The organism is Nitrospirota bacterium (assembly GCA_004296885.1).
Classification (GTDB): Bacteria; Nitrospirota; Nitrospiria; order Nitrospirales; family Nitrospiraceae; genus SYGV01.
This window is the reverse complement of record SCVN01000021.1, coordinates 43,363-50,203: the sequence shown is the minus strand read 5'-3', so window position 1 is coordinate 50,203 and position 6,841 is coordinate 43,363. Positions and strand designations below refer to the sequence as shown.

Sequence of the window (6,841 nt, the reverse complement as noted above, 5' to 3'; positions counted from 1 at the left end):
ATGGTCCAGCTCCAACGTCCCAATGACATGACGCAGAAAGGCCGTCTTCTTCTGACTTGGCTCGAGAAGGGTCATGTCCAGTTCCGGATGCATCAGCTTGAGGGGAAGACCTGGGAACCCGGCCCCACTGCCTACATCCATGACTCTAGCCTGTTCGGGATGGTCAAGCGCCTTGCTGCAAACTAGGGAGTCCAGGAAATGCTTAACGGCTATTTCCCGTTCATCGGTGATCGCCGTCAAGTTCGTCTTGTCGTTCCAGGCTTGCAATTCGCGGAAGTAGACCGAACACTGGTCGGCCAATGCCCGAGAGAGAGGAACGCCCAACCAGGTCGCCCCATCAACGAGAGCCTTTAAAAATTTGCCGTCCGGTCCTGTGCGATGTTCCACGTGGAACATCTACGCCAGGCGAAGAAAGAGGTCAAGTATGATGGGACAAATTCCATGGCAAGAGCACCGCCCACGGTGAGCGCAATAAAGCGATAATTAGACTGGAACAGGGCTCTGCCCCTGGCGGCGATGCCGCTCGAGAGCCACAAGGAGCAGGGAGATGGCAGCCGGCGTGACCCCCGAAATGCGAGAAGCCTGGCCGATCGAGGCAGGCCTGACCTGTTTCAATTTTTCGAGGACTTCACGCGAGAAACCAGTGATACTGTCGTAATTGAAGCCCAGAGGAATACGACGCTCCTCCAATTTCCTAAATGAAGTGATTTGATTCAGCTGCCGCTTGACATATCCTTCATATTTAACTGTGATTTCAATAGCTTCAGTTATTTCGTCGCCTCCTGAATGGGACCATCCATAGAGCTCTAGGAGTCCCGCATAACTGACCTCTGGCCGTTTGAGCAGGGTAGCCAGACTAGCATCGGGGGCCACTGCCTCTACATTCCACTCTTCCAGTTTCCGGCGAACCTCCGGCGTCCACTTGAGCCTGGTTTCTCGGAGCCGCCGGACCTCCCAATCGATCGCTTCACGCTTCTTCTCAAACCTGGCATAGACCGGCTCGGACACAAGACCGAGTCGACGCCCGATCTCCGTCAGCCGCAGGTCCGCGTTGTCCTGTCGGAGCAGCAGCCGATACTCGGCCCGCGAGGTAAACATGCGATAGGGTTCCCGGGCATCCTTCGTAATCAGGTCGTCGATCAACACACCGATGTAGGCTTGGGACCGGTCGAGCACCAGCGGCGGTGCACCGCGCAACTTCAGCACCGCATTGATCCCGGCCATGATTCCCTGCGCCGCCGCCTCTTCGTAGCCGGAGGTCCCGTTGATCTGGCCGGCATGGTACAGCCCCTCAACCAGCTTGGCCTCCAGCGTCTGGTGCAACTGCCGCGGAGGAAAGTAATCGTATTCGATGGCATAGCCCGGCTTAAGCATCGTCGCCCGTTCCAACCCGGGGATGGTCCTGAGGATGGCCGCCTGCACGTCCACCGGCAGGCTGGTGGAGATGCCGTTGGGATAGTAGGAGTTGGTTTCCAGTCCCTCCGGCTCGATGAAGATTTGATGCCGCTCCTTGTCGGCAAAGCGGACGACTTTGTCCTCGATCGACGGACAGTAGCGGGGCCCGATCCCCTCGATGACTCCGGTGAACATCGGCGAACGATCCAGGTTCGCGCGGATGATCGCATGGGTCTCCTGGTTCGTGTAGGTCAGGTGACACGGCACTTGGGGCGTCGTGATCCGTTCGGTGCGGCAGGAGAAGGGCGGCGGGGGATCATCCCCCGGCTGAGGAATCGTCGCCGAGAAATCGATCGTGTCGCGATCCAGGCGCGGCGGCGTACCTGTCTTGAGTCGTCCCACCTCGAAGCCCAGGTCACGCATGCAATCCGAGAGGTGCTCGGCCGACGCCTCACCGGCACGCCCGGCCGGAAAATGGTTCAGTCCGATGTGAATAAGTCCCTTCAGGAAAGTCCCCGACGTGAGGATGACCGCTTTCGCGTCGAGCCGCTCTCCCGATTCCGTGATCAGGCCGACGACCCGTCCCACCCGGGTCAGCACACGATCCACAGTCCCGCGGGCGATCGTCAGCCCGGCCTGGGCACGCAAGGTTTCCTGCATGGCCTGCCGGTAGAGACGCTTGTCGCACTGGGCCCTCAGCGCGCGAACCGCCGGGCCCTTGCTGGTATTGATCATCCGGAACTGGATGCCGGCCCGGTCCGTGTTGCGGCCCATCTCGCCGCCCAGCGCGTCGATCTCTTTGACCAGATGCCCCTTGGCGATGCCGCCCACAGCGGGATTGCAGGACATCTGGGCGATCGTGCCCTCATCCATCGTAAGCAGCAGAGTCTGGGCCCCCATGCGCGCCGCGGCCAGCGCCGCCTCGCAGCCCGCATGGCCTCCGCCCACCACGATGATGTCGAATTGAAGAGCCATAATTCCAGGAGCTATCAGCTCTCAGCATTCAGCCTTAGAATCCGGTCCATTTTTCAAGCTGAGGGCTGACGGCTGTGTGCTTCTTTTACTTCCCGATACAAAAATCGCGGAATATCCGGTCCAGGATATCGTCGGTGGTCACGGCGCCGGTAATCTCCCCGAGCGCATCGATCCCCGCGCGCAGATCCATGGCCACAAACTCGCCGGACATGCCGCCTCGTACCGATTCGAGAGCTTTCTCCAATGCCTCCCCGGCCTGCTGTAAAGAGGCCTGGTGCCTGAGCCTGGTCACCACAGCCGAGTCGCCCGGCTCAAAATTCTCGCGCAGGACCGTCTTTCTGATGGCATCACGCAAGCCGTCCATCCCGGCCCCGGTCAAGGCCGAAATGCGGACGACGGGCAGCGGCTCAGCTGGCCGAGACTGCAATAGAGCGGTCACGACCGCCTCGTTCACCTGACAGGGGAGGTCGTGCTTGTTGACCACCAGGAGACGCTTCTTGTCCGGATGCAGCGCCACGAGTTCCCGATCCTCGTCGCTGAGCGGCAACGATCCATCCACGAGAATCAGCAGCAGCTCAGCCTGCTCCATGGCGGCTCGGCTGCGCCGCACCCCCTCTTGCTCGACCGGATCGTCCGTCTGTCTCACGCCGGCCATATCCAGAAGCCGAACCGGCACCCCCCTGATGTTCAGCACTTCCTCCAGGACGTCCCTGGTTGTACCCGGAACCGGCGTGACGATCGCGCGGTCGCTGTGAAGCAACGAATTCAACAGGCTGGACTTGCCGACGTTCGGCCGTCCGACGATGGCGACGGTCATGCCTTCCCGCAAGATACGGCCGTCGCGGCCCCTGTCGACCAGACGGACAATGGCACCCGTAATCTCACTCAGCCGGTCGACGAGCTCTTCCGGCTGGATGAAGGTAATGTCCTCTTCCGTGAAATCGATGGCCGCTTCCACCTGCGCCAGAATGTGAATGAGACTGTCGCGCAGCCGATTGATCTCCTGCGAGAGCCTGCCGCGCAACTGCTCCTGAGCCAGGCGCAGGCTGGCATCCGTTTTTGCCTGGATCGTGTCCAGGACTGCTTCCGCTTGGGCGAGGTCCAGCCGTCCGTTCAGGAATGCGCGCTTCGTGAATTCACCGGGCTCGGCCAGCCTGGCTCCGCCTCGCCGTAACGATTCACACAGGGCTTGAAGGACGTAGAGACCGCCATGACAGTGGATCTCGACGACGTCTTCGGCTGTATAGGAGTGGGGCGCCCGCATGACTGCCACCAGCACTTCATCGATCGGGCGCGAGGAGTCCGCCTGGCCGTTCGGCGCAGCGGCCGCCTCAAGGACGTCGGCGTGATAGAGATGATGGCTGCGGGCGGAAATAAGGGCAAGGCCGGATCGGAGCCGGACAATCCCGGCGACCACATCCAGGGCCTTTTCCCCGCTCAGGCGCAGGATGCCGATCCCGCCCTCTCCCACGGGGGTCGCAATGGCATAGATCGTATCCAGCAGTGCTCTGGCCATGGGCCCAGCTCACGTCTCGATCTGACCGCCGTCTTCGACTTTCTCGGAACCCTTGTCTTTTTTACGTTTGCCCGTCGGCTTCTGGCTCTCGCCGTCGGCGCCGCCGGAGGCCGGCTCGAAGGAGGTCGAGAAGGTGGGTTGCTTGTAGACGTACCGGTCCGTGACGAATTGCTGGGTGATGGTGAGCACGTTGTTGGTCAACCAGTACAGCACCAGACCGGCCGGAAAGGTGACGAACAAAATGGTCATGAAGGCCGGCATCAGCAGCATGATCTTGGCCTGGGTGGGGTCCATCGTGGTCGGCATGATCTTCTGCTGCACCACCATCGAGACGCCCATGATGATCGGGAGCACGTAGTAGGGGTCCTGCACCGAGAGATCGGTGATCCAGAGCAGGAAGGGGGCCTGGCGCAAGTCGATCGTCATATAGAGAATGTTGAACAGCGCCACGAACACCGGCATCTGCAGGACCATGGGCAGGCAGCCGCCTACCGGGTTGACCTTGTGATCGCGGTACAGCTTGATCAGTTCCTGGTTGAGCCGCTCCCGGTCGTCCTTGTACTTGCTTTGGATGGCCACCACCTTGGGCTGGATGAGCTGCATCTCCTTCATGGACTTGTAGCTCTTGTATTGGAGCGGGACGAACAGCAGCTTGATGCCCACGGTCAGGAGAATGATCGTGATCCCATAGTTGTGCGTGATTTCGTTGATCGTGCGCAGGACATAAAAGATCGGTTTGGCCACGGCCTTGACGATGCTCCAACTCCCGAAGATGAACCAACCGAAGTCGATCGTGTCTTCCAAGCCCAGGTTCATGACCTTGAGCGTATCGTATTCCTTGGGCCCCGCATACAGTCGCGCGGACAACTCGGCGACACCCGCCGGCGCAGGAGCGAACCGGACGCCGGCCGAGACCAGCTTGTCCCCCTCCTTCTTGACCAGGGCCGCGGCGGCGCCGGACGGGATCAGGACGCTCAAGAAATACTTATCCTGCAAAGCCACCCAGCGGACGACGCCCTTGCGCTCCACCTCCGTCTCCGGGGTGTCTTTCTCCAACTTGTCGTCCACCCAGGTGGCGGGGCCGATCAACCCGATGAACCCCTCGCCCCATTCGGTCACGCCGAAGTTGGTGCCCAGGCCCAGATCAATGGGGCCCGACAGTCCCTCGGCCTTCACCGCAATGTCCACCAGATAGCTGTTGTGGCGAAAGGTCAACGACTTGGTCACGCGCGCGACCTGGTCGGGCGTCTGGTACGTAAAGGTGAGATGGCCGGTCGGGTGCGCTTCGTCCAGCGTGGTGAAGTCCCGCTCCACCTGATAGAGCCCTTCGCGCAGCTTGGCGTTCAGCCCTGCGTCTCCCGACTGCAGAGTGAGAGGGCCTCGGAACTTGCCCTCCTGGTGGACGAGTTCAACCGGCTTGGCGTTCTTCGGATCGGCCGTCAAATACCGCGTCAGCTCCCAGCTCGTGATCTCGGCGCCACGACTGGTGAACCGGACGTGGAACAGATTCGTCGCAACGTCGACCACTTGCTCGCTGGACTGAGAAGATACGGCAGGAGAACCGGATGGTTCACCGAGCGTGCCTGGAGCGCCCGGTGCAGCAGACGTGGCGGCCGGTGCGGGCCTGGGTCCCGGGTCGACAGGCGAGGAGGCTTGCGTCTTGGCCGGGGCCGAGCGATCTTCGTCGACAGTTTGTTGAGGCGGGGGCGCGAGCCCCAACTCTTTCAACAGAAACTCATAGCCGACGATGATGACCAGCGACACGATCAGGAACAGAATAACCCGCTTTTCCATCAGTATCAGAACTCCTGCAGGGGGATCATCGACATGAACGGTTGAAGGCGGAGCGCCGTGTCCCGGTGACGTCTTTGAGCCTACTTAACCGGGTCATACCCGCCGGGGTGAAACGGATGGCACTTCAGGAGCCGCCAGAGGGCCCACGCAAGGCCGCGCACCAAGCCATGCCGCCGGATCGCATCCTGGGCGTAGTGGGAACAGGTCGGCTCGAACCGGCAGGCCGGCGGCAGCCATGGAGACACCCACTGCCGATACAGCCCGATCAATCCAATCGAGAATCGTTGCACGACTTGTCCTCGGTAGGGGCCAACAGTCCTTCCCGCCGGAGAGCCGACAGCCACGCATTGCGCAACTGTGCGTGCGGAACGGCCAGAGCCTCTCGTCTGGGGAAGACCAGGAGATCGCGGGCCGGCACCAGCCGAGGCCGGACCAACCGAGCCAACTCCCGAAAGATCCGCTTTGCCCGATTCCTCGCCACCGCCTGCCCCAGGCGCTTGCCCACAACGATCCCGATCCGGCTATGCCGGCGGTCTTCCTCATGCGGTCCCGATTGGGTCGTGGCGACAGGGCAGGCAAGCAAGTTGAACAGCGGGGTCTGGAGCCGGCGCCCTTCCTTTTTGACGCGCTCGATCTCAGCGCTGTTCCGCAGGAAGAACCGACGATCTCCCAGCGGACGGACCATGAGCAGCGTCTCGGTCACACAGCAAGCCGGGCGCGTCCCTTGGCCCGCCGACGGGCCAGCACCTTCCGGCCATTCTTGGTGCTCATCCGTTTGCGGAATCCGTGATCCCTTTTTCGCTTCAGATTCGACGGTTGTCTCGACGTGGCGGACATGGTCTGCTCCTTCCAGCAAATTCCTTGAGAAAGCAGGTCATTATAGGGACCACAACTTACCCTGTCAATCACGCAACCGAAGACCTGCCCCAAAGCGGGGGCACCGCTTGATCCGTGGCGACGGAAATCTGTTCCGAAGATCATCGATGTGAGGCGGTTCTGTCGGCAGGCAACCATTTCGCCACAGCACAGAGGAGGACACCAGGGTTGAGAGTAGCTGGGAGACGGCCATAAGCCATTGACGGCTAACGTGATCGGCATTTCCGGCCAGTCTGGCACTGAGCTTGCTCATTTCTTTAAACCCGTCAGTATTGTATCCCTCAT

General features: G+C 61.1%; 7 protein-coding genes. All 7 read right to left on the bottom strand.

Translation table 11 applies throughout. The annotated features are described in order from the left end of the window. Window positions 1-396: 16S rRNA (guanine(527)-N(7))-methyltransferase RsmG (gene rsmG, locus EPO61_12850; GenBank protein TAJ07613.1), on the bottom strand; the 396-nt coding region annotated here is incomplete at its 3' end. Window positions 397-483: 87 nt separating this feature from the next. After that, a complete protein-coding gene (gene mnmG / locus EPO61_12845) occupies window positions 484-2,370 on the bottom strand; it encodes a tRNA uridine-5-carboxymethylaminomethyl(34) synthesis enzyme MnmG (GenBank protein TAJ07612.1) in 1,887 nt (628 codons plus the stop codon). Between the two features lie 85 nt (window positions 2,371-2,455). Next, the gene (gene mnmE / locus EPO61_12840; protein TAJ07611.1) at window positions 2,456-3,886 is read right to left on the bottom strand and encodes a tRNA uridine-5-carboxymethylaminomethyl(34) synthesis GTPase MnmE; all 1,431 of its coding nucleotides are present in this window, start codon (window positions 3,884-3,886) and stop codon (window positions 2,456-2,458) included. Window positions 3,887-3,895: 9 nt separating this feature from the next. Further along, a complete protein-coding gene (locus EPO61_12835) occupies window positions 3,896-5,680 on the bottom strand; it encodes a membrane protein insertase YidC (GenBank protein ID TAJ07610.1) in 1,785 nt (594 codons plus the stop codon). A gap of 80 nt (window positions 5,681-5,760) precedes the next feature. Next, window positions 5,761-6,024, bottom strand: coding sequence for a membrane protein insertion efficiency factor YidD (yidD, locus tag EPO61_12830; GenBank protein ID TAJ07609.1), 264 nt, complete (start codon window positions 6,022-6,024; stop codon window positions 5,761-5,763). Next, window positions 5,946-6,383, bottom strand: coding sequence for a ribonuclease P protein component (gene rnpA, locus EPO61_12825; GenBank protein TAJ07608.1), 438 nt, complete (start codon window positions 6,381-6,383; stop codon window positions 5,946-5,948). The genes yidD and rnpA overlap by 79 nt, the downstream gene beginning before the upstream one ends. Continuing rightward, entirely contained in the window at window positions 6,380-6,517 is a 138-nt protein-coding gene (locus EPO61_12820) for a 50S ribosomal protein L34 (GenBank protein ID TAJ07607.1), read from the bottom strand. Before EPO61_12820 ends, rnpA begins: the two co-directional genes overlap by 4 nt. Between the last annotated feature and the right edge of the window lie 324 nt (window positions 6,518-6,841).